The 13,589-nt window shown below is 73.0% G+C and carries 16 protein-coding genes; 11 read left to right on the forward strand and 5 right to left on the reverse strand.

Going from position 1 to position 13,589, the window contains the following annotated elements:
- Positions 1 to 11: 11 nt before the first annotated feature.
- Complete coding sequence (locus Pdca_RS05640; protein WP_085911646.1) at positions 12 to 1,226, forward strand: MFS transporter; 1,215 nt, start codon at positions 12 to 14, stop codon at positions 1,224 to 1,226.
- Between the two features lie 70 nt (positions 1,227 to 1,296).
- Here the strand turns inward: Pdca_RS05640 and Pdca_RS05645 are convergent, their stop codons facing one another.
- The 3 genes from Pdca_RS05645 to Pdca_RS05655 are packed head-to-tail and all read right to left on the reverse strand — an operon-like array spanning position 1,297 to position 3,933.
- Positions 1,297 to 2,265: a CHAD domain-containing protein gene (locus Pdca_RS05645; protein ID WP_085911647.1), complete on the reverse strand. Its 969-nt coding sequence runs from the start codon at positions 2,263 to 2,265 to the stop codon at positions 1,297 to 1,299.
- Positions 2,266 to 2,275: 10 nt separating this feature from the next.
- Positions 2,276 to 3,214, reverse strand: coding sequence for a 2,3,4,5-tetrahydropyridine-2,6-dicarboxylate N-succinyltransferase (dapD, locus tag Pdca_RS05650; RefSeq protein ID WP_085911648.1), 939 nt, complete (start codon positions 3,212 to 3,214; stop codon positions 2,276 to 2,278).
- An 11-nt stretch (positions 3,215 to 3,225) separates the two neighbouring features.
- Complete coding sequence (locus Pdca_RS05655; protein ID WP_085911649.1) at positions 3,226 to 3,933, reverse strand: helix-turn-helix domain-containing protein; 708 nt, start codon at positions 3,931 to 3,933, stop codon at positions 3,226 to 3,228.
- A 471-nt stretch (positions 3,934 to 4,404) separates the two neighbouring features.
- Here Pdca_RS05655 and dapE point away from each other — a divergent pair, with 471 nt between their 5' ends.
- The 7 genes from dapE (at position 4,405) to Pdca_RS05690 (ending at position 8,878) form a co-directional block, all read left to right on the forward strand.
- On the forward strand, positions 4,405 to 5,469 hold the full coding sequence (gene dapE, locus Pdca_RS05660; RefSeq protein ID WP_166666032.1) for a succinyl-diaminopimelate desuccinylase: 1,065 nt from the start codon (positions 4,405 to 4,407) through the stop codon (positions 5,467 to 5,469).
- Positions 5,470 to 5,516: 47 nt separating this feature from the next.
- A complete protein-coding gene (locus tag Pdca_RS05665) occupies positions 5,517 to 6,287 on the forward strand; it encodes an LOG family protein (protein WP_085911651.1) in 771 nt (256 codons plus the stop codon).
- Positions 6,287 to 6,883, forward strand: coding sequence for an LOG family protein (locus tag Pdca_RS05670; protein WP_085911652.1), 597 nt, complete (start codon positions 6,287 to 6,289; stop codon positions 6,881 to 6,883). Before Pdca_RS05665 ends, Pdca_RS05670 begins: the two co-directional genes overlap by 1 nt.
- 85 nt (positions 6,884 to 6,968) lie before the next feature.
- Positions 6,969 to 7,331: a DivIVA domain-containing protein gene (locus Pdca_RS05675; RefSeq protein WP_085911653.1), complete on the forward strand. Its 363-nt coding sequence runs from the start codon at positions 6,969 to 6,971 to the stop codon at positions 7,329 to 7,331.
- Positions 7,306 to 7,917, forward strand: a complete 612-nt coding sequence (locus Pdca_RS05680) for an SRPBCC family protein (RefSeq protein WP_232021426.1) — start codon at positions 7,306 to 7,308, stop codon at positions 7,915 to 7,917. Before Pdca_RS05675 ends, Pdca_RS05680 begins: the two co-directional genes overlap by 26 nt.
- Complete coding sequence (locus Pdca_RS05685) at positions 7,914 to 8,513, forward strand: DNA-3-methyladenine glycosylase I (RefSeq protein ID WP_085911654.1); 600 nt, start codon at positions 7,914 to 7,916, stop codon at positions 8,511 to 8,513. The genes Pdca_RS05680 and Pdca_RS05685 overlap by 4 nt, the downstream gene beginning before the upstream one ends.
- Before the next feature lie 197 nt (positions 8,514 to 8,710).
- A complete protein-coding gene (locus Pdca_RS05690) occupies positions 8,711 to 8,878 on the forward strand; it encodes a DUF3117 domain-containing protein (protein WP_085911655.1) in 168 nt (55 codons plus the stop codon).
- A 46-nt stretch (positions 8,879 to 8,924) separates the two neighbouring features.
- Here Pdca_RS05690 and glgA read toward each other — a convergent pair whose 3' ends face one another.
- A complete protein-coding gene (gene glgA / locus Pdca_RS05695; RefSeq protein WP_085911656.1) occupies positions 8,925 to 10,088 on the reverse strand; it encodes a glycogen synthase in 1,164 nt (387 codons plus the stop codon).
- 135 nt (positions 10,089 to 10,223) lie between these two features.
- On the opposite strand from glgA, the gene glgC reads away from it, so the two are divergent.
- Entirely contained in the window at positions 10,224 to 11,459 is a 1,236-nt protein-coding gene (gene glgC, locus Pdca_RS05700; RefSeq protein ID WP_085911657.1) for a glucose-1-phosphate adenylyltransferase, read from the forward strand.
- Positions 11,460 to 11,477: 18 nt separating this feature from the next.
- On the opposite strand, the gene Pdca_RS05705 is transcribed toward glgC, so the two are convergent.
- Positions 11,478 to 12,110, reverse strand: coding sequence for an O-methyltransferase (locus Pdca_RS05705; RefSeq protein ID WP_085911658.1), 633 nt, complete (start codon positions 12,108 to 12,110; stop codon positions 11,478 to 11,480).
- Positions 12,111 to 12,299: 189 nt separating this feature from the next.
- Here Pdca_RS05705 and sigE point away from each other — a divergent pair, with 189 nt between their 5' ends.
- Positions 12,300 to 12,938 (forward strand): RNA polymerase sigma factor SigE, encoded by a 639-nt coding sequence (gene sigE, locus Pdca_RS05710; protein WP_085911659.1) that lies wholly within the window; start codon positions 12,300 to 12,302, stop codon positions 12,936 to 12,938.
- Positions 12,935 to 13,579 (forward strand): anti-sigma factor family protein, encoded by a 645-nt coding sequence (locus Pdca_RS05715; protein ID WP_085911660.1) that lies wholly within the window; start codon positions 12,935 to 12,937, stop codon positions 13,577 to 13,579. The genes sigE and Pdca_RS05715 overlap by 4 nt, the downstream gene beginning before the upstream one ends.
- Positions 13,580 to 13,589: the final 10 nt, after the last annotated feature.

Genomic DNA, 13,589 nt, shown 5'->3' on the forward strand with positions numbered 1-13,589 from the left:
GAAGGAGCCTGATGTCGTCTCCGGCGAGCCCGGCACCCGCACAGCGGGCGGTCCGGCCGGCGTTGGTGCTGCTCGGGGTGCTGGCGGTGGCGGTGAACCTGCGCGCCGCGCTGGCCGGGTACCCACCGCTGCTGGAGACGATCCGGGCCGAGCTGGGTGTCGGTTCCGGTGCGGCCGGCCTGGTCCAGGCCGGTGCGGTGCTGATGATGTCGGCGGGCTCGTTCGGTGCGGCGGCGTTGACCGCCCGGATCGGGCGGGAGCGGCTGCTGGGGATCGCCGTCGTGACGATCGCGGTCGGCAGCCTGCTGCGTTCGGTCGCCGCCCTCCCCGCACTCGTCGGCGGGAGCGTGCTGGTCGGGCTGGGGATCGGTATCGCCGGTGTCCAGCTGACCGGGGTCGTCAAGGAGCATCTCGCCGACCGGGCCGGTGCGGTGACCGGCGCCTACGTCGTCGCGATGATGGTGGGGGCGACGATCGCGTCCGCGGTCGCGGTCCCGCTGGCGGTGCTGCTGGGCGGGTGGTCGTTCTCGCTGGCGGTGTGGGCCGTACCGGCCATGCTGGCACTCGCCGCGTGGATCCCTGTCGCGTCGCGGATCGGACGCTCCCGCACCGCGGCCGTCGCTCCCGACCCGCACACCGCCGGGGTCCCGGTGCGGGCGACCTGGCGGGACCCGTTCGCCCGCTGGACGGCCTGCTACCTCGTCGGCTCGTCGACCGCCTTCTACGGCTGGTTGACGTGGCTGTCGCCCTACTACGAGTCACAGGGCTGGTCCCCGCAGGCGGCGGGACTGCTCCTGGCGGTCTGGAGCGTCTCGCAGATCCCGGTCGCGCTGCTGGTGCCCGCCGCGGCGGAACGGCGGCGGCGCTGGCAGTTCTGGGCGTCGCTGTCGGTGTTGAGCACCGTGGCTGGAACCGCCGGGGCCCTGCTGCTGCCGGCGCCCGAAACCGCGCTGCCCTGGGTGTGGACGGTCCTGATCGGTTTCGGCGTCGGCTCGGGACTCCCGCTGGGACTCACCGTGATCGCCTGGCGGACGTCGACCCCGGCACGGAGCGCGGCGGTCAGCGGGTTCGCGCTGGGGATCGGCTACCTGGCGGCAGGGCTGGGCCCTCCCACGATGGGCGTGCTCATCGACCTGGGTGGCTTCGGGCCCGCGATCGGCCTGCTCGTCGCGGCAGGCCTCGTCCAGGGGCTCGCCGTCGCCAGGATCGGCAACCGCCCGAGTTAGCAGGGTCCGCGGCGCCGCACCGGCCCGGGCAGCGGCCCCGCACCGGCAGTTCAGCGCCGATCGGCGTCGCTCAGAGCTGGTCGGCCCGCTCGGAGAGCGACTCCCACGCCTGCCACCAGCGGCCGCGGAGCTCCTCGGCGCGTGTCCGCTCGCGCTCCACGAGCCGGCCACCGACGAAGACCTCGTGGGCGTCCGGTGAGTCGCCCAGCTCGTCGAGCAGAGCACGGACGCGGTGCTCGGCGACGCAGGCGTCCTGATGGTCGCCCAGCACCTCCTGCAGCTCCTCCGCGGCCTTGAGCATCTTCCGGACCTGCTTGGCGTCCGAGGTGCGCCTGCCCTTCGACGTGCGCATCGCCGGTTCGACGAGTTCACCGGTGTAGCGCAGCCGCTTCGTCCGGATCCGCAGGTCGTGCAGGGTCATGTCCGGCGGGTTCGGCCCGGCGCGGTGCACTGCCTTGGACAGTTTGCGGGTCTCGGCGCGGACCAGGTCGATCAGCGCCGGGCGGGCGACCTCGGCGGCGGGCTCCGGGAGCGGCGCGGAAACGGCCTCGACCAGGCGACGACGCAGTGCGGCGTGCCGGTCGGAGTCGAGCTCGTCGAGCATCTCCGCGCGCGCCCCGATCCGGTCGGCCTCGAGCACCGACACCAGACGGTCGCCGGCGGCCCGCTCGGCCGGTGGCAGGGTGGCCACCGCGCCGCGCAGGCGTTCGATCATCACGTCGAGATCGCGGACGGGACCCAGTGCCCGGCCGAGCCTGCCCAGCTCCGAGCGCAGCTCGTCGGCCCAGGCGCCGTCGAGCAGCGGCCGAGCCGACTTCAGCGCGGCGCGCATCCGGCGCACGGAGACCCGCATCCGGTGCAGTTCCTCGGGATCGGACCCCTCCCGCACACCCGGCTCGTGGTGCAGCATCGCGCGCAGCCGCTTGTCCAGCAGCGCGCGGACGTGGTTCACCGCCGGCTCTCCGGGCCCGGCTTCGAGCGGCTCGCCGAGATCGGCCACGCCGTACAGGTTCGAGGGAGGCTGCGGGGCCCCGTCCATGCTCACCGGCCTAGTTGGCGTGGAGAGCGGCGTTCAGGGCGATGCCGTCGCCGGTCCGCGGCAGCGCCTCGACCGCGCCGGTCACGGAGTTGCGGCGGAACAGCACCCCGTCCTGCCCGGACAGGGTGTGGGCGGCGGCCGTCGTGCCGTCGGGCAGCGTCACCTTCGTGCCGGCGGTGACGTAGAGGCCGGCCTCGACCACGCAGTCGTCGCCGAGCGAGATACCCAGGCCCGCGTTGGCGCCCAGCAGGCAGCGCCGCCCGACCGAGATGACCTCCTTGCCGCCACCGGACAGGGTGCCCATGACCGAGGCGGACCCGCCCAGGTCGGACCCGTCACCGACGACGACGCCGGCCGAGATGCGCCCCTCGACCATCGAGGTGCCGAGAGTTCCGGCGTTGAAGTTGACGAAACCCTCGTGCATGACGGTCGTCCCTTCGGCCAGGTGCGCCCCCAGCCGGACGCGGTCGGCGTCGCCGATCCGGACGCCGGAGGGGACCACGTAGTCGACCATCCGCGGGAACTTGTCGACGTGGGTCACGGTGACCGGCCCGCGTGCGCGCAGCTTCGCGCGGGTGAGCTCGAACCCAGCGACCGGGCACGGGCCGTGGTTGGTCCAGACGACGTTGGCCAGCAGGCCGAACTGGCCCTCCAGGTTCACCTGGTGCGGCTGGACGAGACGATGGCTGAGCAGGTGCAGGCGCAGATAGACGTCGGCGGCGTCGGCCGGAGCGTCGGCCAGCGACGCGATCTCGGTGCGGACGACCTCGGTGCGCACTCCGCGAAGCTCGTCGGACGCGACGAGCGCGGCGAGATCGTCGGCGGGGTCGGTCACCTCGGTCCCGGCGAGCGCCGGGACCGGGTACCACACGTCGAGGACGGTGCCGTCGGTCGTGACGGTGGCCAGGCCGGTGGCGGAAGCGCCTTCGCGGCGGTACTCGGTACTCACGGGCCACGAACCTACCGGTCCGGTGCCGTCCGCGGCGCGTCGCAGTGGGTGGGTCGGGCCACCCTCGTACTCGCCACCTGATCTCCGGCGATGCGGGCGGCTGCGGCGAGGTAGCGGTGCACCCGCTCGACGGTGAACGGCGGCGGAACAGGCGGCGGTATCCGTCCGCACTGCTCGCAGCGTGCCTGCAGCTGGATCCACCGTTCGATCGTGGGGGGCGGGCTCACCCACTGGTAGAGCTTGACGCGGACCTCCCAGACACTGCGGCGACGCATCACGTCGCGCATCGTGCGGTCCCGCAGGAAGGTCTCCGGGGGCCGGGCGAGGCCGTACCGGTCGCCCCACCACTCGCCGGGCGCCGGATCGAGGATGACGTCGAGGTGGGAGGGGAAGCGGCGGCCGGCACCGTCCCGCAGGTCGTCGCCCGGAGGATCCTCCATCGGTGTGACCTGCCGGTTCTCGCCGTCGACCGCGACCAGCCGGACGCCACCCACGGCGAGGATCGTCACCAGGGTGTGGAAGGCGGGGATCAGCGACCGGCTCTCGATCCGGCCGATCGTGGCCGGTGACAATCCCGTCCTCTCGGCCAGCTCCCGCTGGGAGAGATCGGCCCGGCGCCGCACTGAGCGCACCAGCCCGGAGACATCGGGAACCGCCGTGGTCACGCTCGGAGGCCGCGGATCCTCGGGTAGGCCATCGCCGTCCGCCAGGGTTTTCATGCTCCGATCGTGAGCGGAATCCGGGCAGCCGGACCTGCGACCTTCACACCTGTGGATCGTTCGCGGTCCTGTGGACAACTGCCGATGCAACTCCCGCCGCGGAGCCGTCCGGGGTGGGGTGTGTGTCGCTTTGCTCTGCTCACCTTCGGAGGACGCTGCCGGGCGTCGGTGCCGGGCGTCGGTGCCGGAGATCATCGGCCGGCCCGGCGGCGGTGTCCGCACCGGAGGGGTCGGGCGATACTGCCGGATTCCTCTGCGGTGGGCCGTGGCCGAAGGCCGGGACGGTGTCGGGGCCGAGGTGAGCAGAGCAAAGTGACCCACACCCGACCCCATCGCCGAGCGGGTAGCGGCCCGGGACCTCCGGCCGGACGCACCGCCGCGGCCGCGACGGTGCCGGGTCCGCGGGCCCGAGCGCGGTCGGCAGCGGGACGTTGCTGCGGGGTCGGTACCGTCGTCGCGGTGACGAGGACGATCTCCGCCCTGGACCTGACCGCCGATCCGGTCGCGCTGACCGCGGCGATGGTCGACGTGGCGAGCGTCTCCGGTGAGGAACGGCAGCTCGCCGACCTGCTGGAGCACGCCCTGCGGGAACAGGCACCGCACCTGGAGGTGCTGCGCTCCGGAGACGCCGTCCTGGCGCGTACCCGGCTGGGCCGGGCACACCGTGTGCTGCTCGCGGGCCACATCGACACGGTCCCGATCGCGGACAACGTGCCGTCCCGGCGTGCCGACGGCATCGTGCACGGCTGTGGCACCTCGGACATGAAGTCCGGGGACGCCGTCTTCGCGCACCTCGCGGCCACGCTGCCGGAGCCGCGGCACGACGTCACGTTCGTCTTCTACGACTGCGAGGAGATCGAGGCCGAGCGCAACGGGCTCGGCCGGATCGAGCGGGAGCACCGCGAGTGGCTCGACGCCGATCTCGCGATCCTCGGTGAGCCGACCGACGGCGCGCTCGAGGCCGGATGCCAGGGCACGCTGCGGGTCGAGCTCCGCACCGCCGGCCGGCGGGCACACTCGGCGCGTTCCTGGCTGGGGGACAACGCGATCCACCGGGCCGGGGAAATCCTGTCCAGGCTGGCGTCGTACGAGGCCCGCGACGTCGACATCGACGGTTGCCGGTACCGCGAGGGTCTGCAGGCCGTCCGGATCTCCGGTGGTGTCGCGGGCAACGTCGTCCCCGACGAGTGCATCGTCACGGTGAACTTCCGGTTCGCGCCCGACCGGTCCACCGAGCAGGCCGTCCAGCACGTACGCGAGGTCTTCGACGGCATTCCACTGGTCGTCACCGACCTGTCGGCGGGTGCACTGCCGGGACTGTCGGCGCCGGCTGCGGCGGAGTTCGTCGAGGCCAGCGGCGCCGTGCCGCGCGCGAAGTACGGCTGGACCGATGTGTCCCGCTTCGCCGCGCTCGGGATCCCCGCCGTCAACTACGGCCCGGGCGACCCGAACCTCGCGCACACCCGCGACGAGCACGTCGCCGAGGACGCCATCACGGCCTGCACGGCGGTGCTGCGGCGGTACCTCGGGTCCTGAGCCATCCGGCCGTTCGGCCGGACGGGCCCGGGAATACCGTGCTCCACATGGCCGATGAGAACGCCGATCCCCAGAGGCTGCCGGAGAAGCAGCGCGGCCCCGTGGTGCTCCGCCGCAGCCGCAGTATCGAGCCCACGACCACCGACCAGCGGCTGCTCGACTCGCGGGGCCCGGCGGACTGGGTACACACCGATCCGTGGCGGGTGCTGCGGATCCAGGCCGAGTTCGTCGAGGGCTTCGGGATGCTCGCCGAGCTTCCGCGAGCGGCGACCGTGTTCGGATCGGCCCGGACTCCTCCCGATTCCGCCGAGTACGAGTTGGGGCGCGAACTCGGTGCCCGGCTCGCGGGAGCCGGGTTCGCGGTGATCACCGGTGGGGGCCCGGGGGCGATGGAAGCGGCCAACCGCGGCGCGTCGGAGGCCGGCGGGCTGTCGGTGGGTCTGGGGATCGAGCTGCCGTTCGAGCAGGGCCTCAATCCCTGGGTCGATCTCGGGATCAACTTCCGGTACTTCTTCGCACGCAAGACGATGTTCGTGAAGTACTCGCAGGCCTTCGTCTGCCTGCCCGGTGGTTTCGGCACCCTCGACGAGCTGTTCGAGGCACTGGTGCTGGTCCAGACGAAGAAGGTCACCAAGTTCCCGGTCGTCCTGCTGGGCACCGAGTACTGGGGCGGTCTCTACGACTGGATCGCCAAGACCGTCATGCGCGACGGCAAGGTCTCGCCGCGGGACCTCGACCTGCTGCACATCACCGACGACATCGACGACGCCGTCGACGTGGTGAACGAGGCCTACCACGCCTGGGAGGAGACGCACTGATGACCGATGCCGAACGCGGCTTCGCGGTCTGCGTCTACTGCGCCAGCTCCGACGGCGTCGGAGCGCACCACGTCGATCTCGCCGAGGCCGTCGGCCGCGGCATCGCGGCGCGGGGCTGGACGCTGGTCTCCGGCGGTGGCCGGAAATCGATGATGGGTGCGGTCGCCGCCGGTGCGCGCGCCGGCGGCGCGCGCACGGTCGGGATCATCCCGCAGTCGATGGTCGAGCGGGAGTGGGCCGACCATGACAGCGACGAGCTCGTCATCACCGGCAGTATGCGGGAGCGCAAGCAGCTGATGGAGGAACGGTCCGACGCCTTCCTCGCGCTTCCCGGCGGCATCGGGACCTGCGAGGAGCTCTTCGAGGTGTGGTCCTCGGCGGTGCTCGGGCTGCACGGGAAGCCGGTCGTCCTGCTCGATCCGAGTGGGCACTGGGACGGCCTGCTCGACTGGGTCGCCGGGCTCACCGACGGCGGCTTCACCTCGTCGGCGCCGATGCAGCGGCTGCGTGTCGTGCGTGGTGGCGGAGCCGGTGCGGTGTCCGGGACCGGCCTGGTCGAGGAGGCGCTCGCGGCCTGCGGCCGACCCGTCAACTGACCGCGGAGGGCCCGTCCGGCGCCCGGTGGTGAACGGCTGCGCGGGGCGGGACATCGGTGTCGGTGGCTCGTGATGAGATGGCGCCATGGGGACCGCGCTGGTGTACGTGCTCGTCCTCGCGGTCGTGGCGGGGTTGGTGTTCGTGCTGGCCGCCGCGGTGTTCGGCCGAGGTGAGGAGCTCGCCCCGCTCGCCCCGGACGCGACGCCGACGAGGTTGCCCGCTCGCGAGGTGTCCGCTGCTGATGTCCGCGAGCTGCGGTTCCAGCAGGTCGTTCGCGGGTACCGGATGGCCGAGGTCGACTGGGCGCTGGACCGGCTTGCCGGGGAGCTGGACCGGCTCCGGGGCGACCGGCACGAGCTGGCGGAGCGGGTGGTCCGGCTGGAGGCGACGATCGCGCGGATGCGCGCCGAGGAGGGTCCGGATGACGGGTACCGACCGGAACCGTGAGCAGAGCATGGACGGGCAGGGCGCCGTCGCCGGTGGTGGGGGTGAGCAGAGCAGCGGGAGTGCACCGAGCGGTCCGGGGGAGCAGCCCGGCGGGGGTGAGCAGAGCAGAGCCGCGGAGCTGACCGTCACGGTCGACGTGAACGTCCCCGTGGACCTGCTCTGGGAGGTCGTCTCCGATCTCGAGGGGCAGTCCGACTGGATGCTCGCCACCACCGTCGAGGTCGTCGCCGGGGACGGCCGATCGGTCGGCACCGAGCTGCGCGCGGTCACCGGATACGGCCCGCTGGGCGTCGCCGACACGATGCGCGTCAGCGAGTGGACGGAGCCGGCACCCGGTGAGCGGGGTGTCCGGCGGATCGTCGTCACCCACACCGGCAGGCTGATCCGCGGCGACGGCGTGTTCGCCGTCGAGGAGCTCGGCCCGCGCCGCAGCCGCTTCCTCTGGACCGAGCTGCTCGATCTGCCCCTGGGCGTGCTCGGCCGGGCCGGCTGGCCGGTGGTGCGCCCGGCGCTGCGGGCCGGCGTCGCCCGGTCGTTGCGCACGATGGCCGAGCGCACCGAGGACCGCTACCGGGCGGGCCGGTGACCGCCCCGGACGGCCGCGGCCGTTGCGACTGGGCGACCTCCGCACCCGACTACGTCGCCTATCACGACGACGAGTGGGGCAGGCCGGTGCACGGCACCGCGGCCTGGTTCGAGCGGATGACGCTGGAGGGCTTCCAGTCGGGCCTGTCCTGGATCGTGATCCTGCGCAAGCGGCCGGCGTTCCGCGAGGTGTTCGACGGATTCGACCCGGAGCGGGTCGCCCGCTTCGGCGACGACGACGTGGCCCGGCTGCTCACCGACGCCCGGATCGTCCGCAACCGGCAGAAGATCGAGGCCACGGTGTCGAACGCGCGCGCGGTGCTCGAGCTGACCGGTGCCGGCGAGGACCTGGGTGGGTTCCTGGCGTCGTTCGCCCCCGACCCGGCCACCCGTGCCCGCCCCGCGACCCTCGCCGACGTGCCGGCGAGCACCCCCGAGTCCACCGCGCTGTCGCGGGCACTGAAGAAGCGCGGGTTCCGGTTCGTCGGGCCGACCACCTGTTACGCACTCATGCAGGCGACCGGGCTGGTGGACGATCACGTGGCGTATTGCTGGCGGTCCGGCGGCGGTGCCGGCCCGGCCCGGCGACCCGGATGAGTTGACCGGAGCGTCGCCGGGCCGTTGCGCTGCGTCGATGCCGGATGAGCCCCGGGACCGCCCTCGCCGCGCCGTGATCGCCTCGGTTGCACCCCGGCACCGGTGATGAGCGACAATGGTGTTCCCGCCGCGGCGCGTGCCCCGAACGCGTCCACGCGGGACGACAGTGTGTGTGGACCTTGACGGAGGACGGACGAATGGCCGCGATGAAGCCCCGCACCGGCGACGGGCCCCTGGAAGTGACCAAGGAGGGCCGGGGCATCGTGATGCGCGTCCCGCTCGAGGGTGGTGGCCGCCTGGTGGTCGAGATGACCCCCGACGAGGCCTCCGCCCTCAGTGAGGCGCTGAAGGCGACCGTCGGCTGAACTCCCCGGGTGGCGGTGCCGTGACCGGTGCCGCCACCCGTCTTCCTCACACCACGCTCTCGTAGACCTCCGACGTCCGCCGGGCCATCTCGGCCCAGGCGAACTCGCCGACCGCACGCTCCCGCCCACGCGCTCCCATCCGCGCCGCCCGCTCCGGATCCGCGACGAGCTCGTTGACCCGGTCCGCGACCGCGGTCTCGAACGCCGCGGTGTCGGTCGCGTCGTAGTGCGCCAGCAGCCCGGTCTCGCCGTCCGCGACGACCTCCGGGATACCCCCGACGTCGGACGCGACCACCGCCGTCCCGCAGGCCATCGCCTCCAGGTTCACGATGCCCAGCGGCTCGTACACCGACGGGCACACGAAGACAGTGGCCGCGGACAGCAGCTGGCGCACCTCGGTGGTCCGCAGCATCCGCTGGATCCACACCACCCCGGTGCGCGACGCCGACAGTTCGGCCACCGCTCGCTCGGTCTCGGCCGCGAGCTCCGGGGTGTCCGGAGCGCCGGCACACAGCACGACCTGGGCCGCCGGGTCGAAGCGGTGCGCCGCGGCGATCAGATGCCCGAGCCCCTTCTGCCGGGTGATCCGCCCCACGAACACCACGCACGGCCGGTCCGGGTCCACGCCGTTCTCGACGAGCGCGTCGCGGGCCGGGTCGGGCCGGTAGAACTCGGTGTCGATCCCGTTGTGCACCACGTGCACCAACTCCGGGTCGATCGCCGGGTAGGCGGCCAGCACGTCCCGGCGCATGCCGTGCGAGACGGCGATCACCGCGTCCGCGGCCTCGTAGGCGGTCCGCTCGACCCAGGACGACAACCGGTATCCGCCACCGAGCTGCTCGGCCTTCCACGGCCGCAGCGGCTCCAGCGAGTGGGCGGTCACCACGTGCGGCCGGCCGTGCAGCAGACCACCGAGGTGCCCGGCCATGTTCGCGTACCAGGTGTGCGAGTGCAGGATGTCGCAGCGTTCCAGCTCGGCCGCCATCGACAGGTCCACGCCGAGCGTGGACAGCGCCGCATTGGCCCCGTCCGGCAGCGGTGGCGCGGAGTGGGTGCGGGCGTCGGGCGGTGCATCGCTGCCCGGCTCGGCGAAGCAGTGCACGTCGACGTCGACGAGCTCCCGCAGGGCAGGGACGAGATGTCCGACATGGACCCCGGCGCCGCCGTAGACGGCGGGGGGGTACTCACGGGTGAGGAGGCCGACGCGCACGGCGGCTGACCGTACGGGATCCGGGCCGGGGATCGCGAGCAGTGATCGAGAAGCGGTCGGACGCGGAGCGGCGACGCGGCCCGGCGCGCCGCGGACGTATGGCCCCTGCACCGTGCGGGCACTAGGGTTCACCCCATGCGACCGACGTCGTCCGGACGGCTGCCCGGCAGGGTTTTGGGAATTGTGCTGGCGGGCGGCGAGGGCAAGCGTTTGTGGCCGCTCACCGCGGACCGCGCGAAGCCGGGCGTCCCGTTCGGCGGGAACTACCGGCTCATCGACTTCGTGCTGTCGAATCTGGTCAACGCGGGCATGGACCGGCTGTGCGTGCTGACCCAGTACAAGTCGCACTCGCTGGACCGGCACATCTCGACGACCTGGCGGCTCTCCAGCGTCCTCGACCAGTACATCACCACGGTCCCGGCCCAGCAGCGGCTCGGCCGCCGGTGGTACACCGGCAGCGCCGACGCCATCTTCCAGAGTCTCAACCTCGTCTACGACGACGAGCCCGAGTACATCGCGGTGTTCGGCGCGGATCACGTCTACCGGATGGACCCGGCGCAGATGATCGCCGAGCACGCCGCGTCCGGTGCCGGGGTCACGGTCGCCGGGATCCGGGTGCCACGGGCCGAGGCGAAGGCGTTCGGCTGCATCGCCTCCGACGAGACCGGGCGGATCACCGAGTTCCTCGAGAAGCCGTCCGATCCACCGCACGTGCCGGGCGACCCGGATGTGACGTTCGCCTCGATGGGCAACTACGTCTTCACCACCCAGGCCCTGCTGGACGCGCTGCGTGCCGACGCCTCCAACGCGGACTCCGACCACGACATGGGCGGCGACATCATCCCGGCGCTGGTCGAGCGCGGCGAGGCGAACGTCTACGACTTCGCCGACAACATCGTCCCGGGGGCCACCGAGCGGGACGCCGGTTACTGGCGCGACGTCGGGACGATCGACGCCTACTACGACGCGCACACCGATCTCGTCTCGGTGCACCCGATCTTCAACCTGTACAACGCGCGCTGGCCGATCCGCAGCGCGACGCCGGCGCTGCCGCCGGCGAAGTTCGTCGAGGGTGGGATCGCCCAGGACTCCGTGGTCGGCGCCGGAACGATCATCTCGGGCGCGATCGTGCGCCGGTCGGTGATCAGTCCGAACGTGAGCGTCCAGGGCGGTGCCGAGGTCTCCGACTCGGTGGTGCTGCCCGGGGCCCGGATCGGCCGCGGCGCCGTGGTGCGCCGGGCGATCCTGGACAAGAACGTCGTCGTCCCGGACGGTGCCCTGATCGGTGTCGACCTGAACCTCGACCGCAGCCGCTACACGGTCTCCAACGGCGGCGTGGTCGTGCTCGGCAAGGGTGTCACCGCCCAGTAGCGGGCGGCGCGGTCCGGATCAGCGCCGGACCGCGCACAGCATCCCGTCGGCCACCGGCAGCAGGGCCGAGAGCAATCGCTCGTCGTCGCGGACCAGTCCGGCCGTCTCACGCAGCGCGGCCGTGCCGGGACCGTCCGCGGTGCCGTCGCCCGCGACCCGGCCGCCGTCCAGCACACCCTCCAGGACGAGCACGCCGCCCGGCCGCAGCAGCCGGATCGCCTCCGCCAGGTAGCCCGGGTACTCGCCGGGCACGGCGTCGGCGACGACCAGGTCGTACCCGCCGTCGGTGAGCCGGGGGAGCACGTCCAGTGCCATCCCGTTGATCAACCGCAGCCTGCCCGGCCCGTAGCCGGCCCCCAGGAACGTGCGGCGCGCCGAGCGCTGCAGCTCCGGGTCGACGTCGATGGTGGTCAGCACGCCGTCGACGGCCATGCCGCGCAGCAGGTACAGGCCGCTGACCCCGGCCCCGGTCCCGACCTCGACGACCGCCCGTGCCGCGATCGTCGCGGCCAGCACGGACAGCGCGGCACCCCCGGCCGGGCTGATCGGGTGCGCCCCGGCGGTGGTGCCCAGCGAGCGCGCCTCGCCGAGCGCGTCGTCCTCGGCGAGGTAGCCCTCGGCGTACGCGGTCGCGCCCGCGGGTGTGCTCATGGCGAGAGATTATCGGTGCGACGCCGCGGGCGAGATTTCACAGACTTCTCTCAGACGGGTTTCACATCCTCCTCATCAGGCGAGGGCACTCTGTACTGCAACGAACGACATCGCGTTGGTCGCACGAGCACGTCGCAGGAACGGACGAGTCGATGTGTGATCACGCCACACCGGAGGTGCCCTGCCCCGATGCCCGCTCCTCGTGATCACGACGACGCCCCGGTCCGGGACGCCGCCGACGGCACCCGCCCCGGCGAGGGTGCCGACTGGACCCCGCCCAGCTGGGACGAGGTCGTCCGGGAGCATGCCGACCGCGTCTACCGCCTCGCCTACCGGCTCTCCGGCAACCAGCACGACGCCGAGGACCTCACCCAGGAGACGTTCATCCGGGTGTTCCGGTCGCTGGCCTCCTACAAGCCGGGGACGTTCGAGGGATGGCTGCACCGCATCACCACGAACCTGTTCCTGGACATGGTCCGCCGCCGCGCCCGGCTGCGGATGGAGGGACTGCCCGAGGACACCGAGCGGCTCCCCGGCGGCGGCCCCGAGCCGGAGACCGTGTTCGCGATCAACCACCTGGACCCGCACCTGCAGGCCGCACTCGACGAGCTGCCGCCGGACTTCCGGGTGGCGGTCGTCCTGTGTGACGTCGAGGGCCTGTCCTACGAGGAGATCGGCGCGACGCTCGGGGTGAAGCTGGGCACCGTGCGCAGCCGGATCCACCGCGGGCGGACCGCGCTGCGGGCGTCCCTGGAGCGGCGCCGGGCAGCCGAGTCGGAGCAGACGGTGGCACCCGACCGTGGCCCGGTGGCAGAGTTGGTGCCGTGACCGATCGACGGCGTTTCCAGGTCGTCCCCCCGAATTGGGGGGAGGCCCATCTGACGCTGGAGGCGGTCGTCGCCTTTGTCGACGACGAGCTGGCCTCCGGCCCGCACGAGCGGGCCACCCGTCATCTCGAGGGGTGCCCCGACTGTGCGGTCGAGGTCGCGGAGCAGCGGCGGGCCCGGTCCGCGCTGCGTGGCGCGGATGCGCCGACCCTGCCCCCGTCGTTGATGAGCGCGCTGCGGTCGATCCCACAGGACACCGAGCTGCCTCCGCCGCCGGCCGGGTTGTCGCTCACCCCGGAGGGCGAGCTCGTCTCGATGCTGCGTCCGGCACCGCTGGCCGGGCAGTCGCGCCGGTCCAGCCGTTCCCGGCGGGTGAAGCTCGGTACCGGTGCCGCCGTGTCGGGTATCGCGCTCGGCGCGCTGGCGTTCGGCATGCCCGCGGCGACGACGTCGGCGCCGACCCCCGCCCCCGGCGGTCAGGGCCCGGCCTCGGCGGCGGTCGCCCGTTTCGCGACCACTCCCACGCAGGCGCCGCGGCAGCGTTCGTCGTCGGCGACCCCCGCGCCCGGGGCGACCGGTGGCGCGCAGGCCCCGGACCCGGGCGTCCCGATGCGGAACGCGGGCCTGCCTCCGTCCCGCTGAGGGCTGGCCA

The sequence above is a fragment of the Pseudonocardia autotrophica genome, assembly GCF_003945385.1.
GTDB classification, from domain to species: domain Bacteria; phylum Actinomycetota; class Actinomycetes; order Mycobacteriales; family Pseudonocardiaceae; genus Pseudonocardia; species Pseudonocardia autotrophica.

Coding starts and splice junctions, on each gene's coding strand:
- Pdca_RS05640 (WP_085911646.1), top strand. CDS start 12: ATGTCGTCTCCGGCGAGCCCGGCACCCGCACAGCGGGCGGTCCGGCCG.
- Pdca_RS05645 (WP_085911647.1), bottom strand. CDS start 2,265: ATGGACGGGGCCCCGCAGCCTCCCTCGAACCTGTACGGCGTGGCCGAT.
- Pdca_RS05655 (WP_085911649.1), bottom strand. CDS start 3,933: ATGAAAACCCTGGCGGACGGCGATGGCCTACCCGAGGATCCGCGGCCT.
- Pdca_RS05665 (WP_085911651.1), top strand. CDS start 5,517: ATGGCCGATGAGAACGCCGATCCCCAGAGGCTGCCGGAGAAGCAGCGC.
- Pdca_RS05670 (WP_085911652.1), top strand. CDS start 6,287: ATGACCGATGCCGAACGCGGCTTCGCGGTCTGCGTCTACTGCGCCAGC.
- Pdca_RS05675 (WP_085911653.1), top strand. CDS start 6,969: ATGGGGACCGCGCTGGTGTACGTGCTCGTCCTCGCGGTCGTGGCGGGG.
- Pdca_RS05680 (WP_232021426.1), top strand. CDS start 7,306: ATGACGGGTACCGACCGGAACCGTGAGCAGAGCATGGACGGGCAGGGC.
- Pdca_RS05690 (WP_085911655.1), top strand. CDS start 8,711: ATGGCCGCGATGAAGCCCCGCACCGGCGACGGGCCCCTGGAAGTGACC.
- glgC (WP_085911657.1), top strand. CDS start 10,224: ATGCGACCGACGTCGTCCGGACGGCTGCCCGGCAGGGTTTTGGGAATT.
- Pdca_RS05705 (WP_085911658.1), bottom strand. CDS start 12,110: ATGAGCACACCCGCGGGCGCGACCGCGTACGCCGAGGGCTACCTCGCC.
- sigE (WP_085911659.1), top strand. CDS start 12,300: ATGCCCGCTCCTCGTGATCACGACGACGCCCCGGTCCGGGACGCCGCC.